Genomic DNA, 1,180 nt, shown 5'->3' with positions numbered 1-1,180 from the left:
GGGTAATATAGAGATTTTGCATATTTTTTCGTTTTTTATGACCATTATTATAATTAAGCAATTTTTGTCTTGTTTTGTCAATAAGAAAAATAAACAGGTTTTTTGTTAATTCGTGTTACCGAAGGGAATTAACAACTACCCTATCTTTCAAACACAAACGACAAACCAAGCGGTATCTGCGTCACGAAAAACAGCAAAAAACCGAGCGCGGTCTGCTGGGAGAAGAATGCCCAGTAGGAAGTGGCGGCGGGTAGGGGCAGGATTAACAAACAAATAATTGAAAGTATAAGCGTATACCAGCGGAAATTGTTCGCGATTAAATTTATAAAAAATGGGATTCCAACGGCAAGCGCCGTCCAAAGAAGGGGTACGGATATTAGCAAAATAACGTCGTTTGTGGGTCCCCAGCCTATCGCGCGTAATGCCGCGACGGGTATCATCCACAGAAGGGCGAAATCGGCGAAGTCGGCGGAGCCGGAAAGCCCCCGGAAAAGGTATAAAAAAGCGTATAAAATTATCGGTATAAGCACTGGCAAACTTACTATCTCAAAAAAACCAAAAAGCCAGCGCGAAAGGCCAAAACCTCCCGGTTTAATCATGTAACCCATGAAGAATTGGAGTAACGCCGTAATACTGCCTAACAGCAGGGCCCATACCCCGCCGCCTCCGCCGCCCGTGAACGTTCTTCTGAACAAAAAGAAAAAGGGAACCCACAATAAACAAAAAATACCCATGACTGCCCTATTGCCGTAAACCTTTGTTAATTATGAAAATTTGGCAATGGGTACGAAAGTATCCGTCTTAAGCGAAGCGCCGCCGACAAGGGCGCCGTCTATATTTTCCATCGCCATAAGCTGGGCGGCGTTATCCGGCTTTACGGAACCACCGTACTGGATAATGATTTTTTTCGCCGCGTCTTCGCCGTACAGGCGCCCAATTACCTTGCGGACAAAGGCGTGAACGGCCTCAGCGTCCTGCGGAGTGGCGGTTTTTCCCGTGCCAATCGCCCAGACTGGTTCGTAAGCGATAACGATATTTGAAAGATCGTCGGCACTGACTCCTTCAAGCCCCTTTACCGTCTGCCTTTCGCATACTTCTTCAACCTTACCGACCTCGCGCAGTCCCTTGTTACGGCGTTAAAGGACGGCAAGCACGAGTACCTTATCGCTCCTTCCTTTAC

1 protein-coding gene and 1 pseudogene are annotated in these 1,180 nt (G+C 46.9%); both read right to left on the bottom strand.

What is annotated here, in order from left to right; all coding sequences use genetic code 11:
• Nucleotides 1-140: 140 nt before the first annotated feature.
• Nucleotides 141-695 carry a hypothetical protein gene (locus ACYVTD_RS13415; protein ID WP_461248237.1) on the bottom strand — a complete coding sequence of 185 codons (555 nt, stop codon included), beginning with the start codon at nucleotides 693-695 and terminating at the stop codon, nucleotides 141-143.
• Nucleotides 696-764: 69 nt separating this feature from the next.
• Nucleotides 765-1,118: pseudogene (locus ACYVTD_RS13410) on the bottom strand (triose-phosphate isomerase family protein); the annotation flags it as partial.
• Nucleotides 1,119-1,180 lie beyond the last annotated feature (62 nt).

It is taken from the genome of Treponema sp. R6D11 (genome assembly GCF_054786075.1).
Note: the sequence above shows the minus strand (reverse complement) of the source record. Positions and strands in the feature narration are given on the sequence as shown.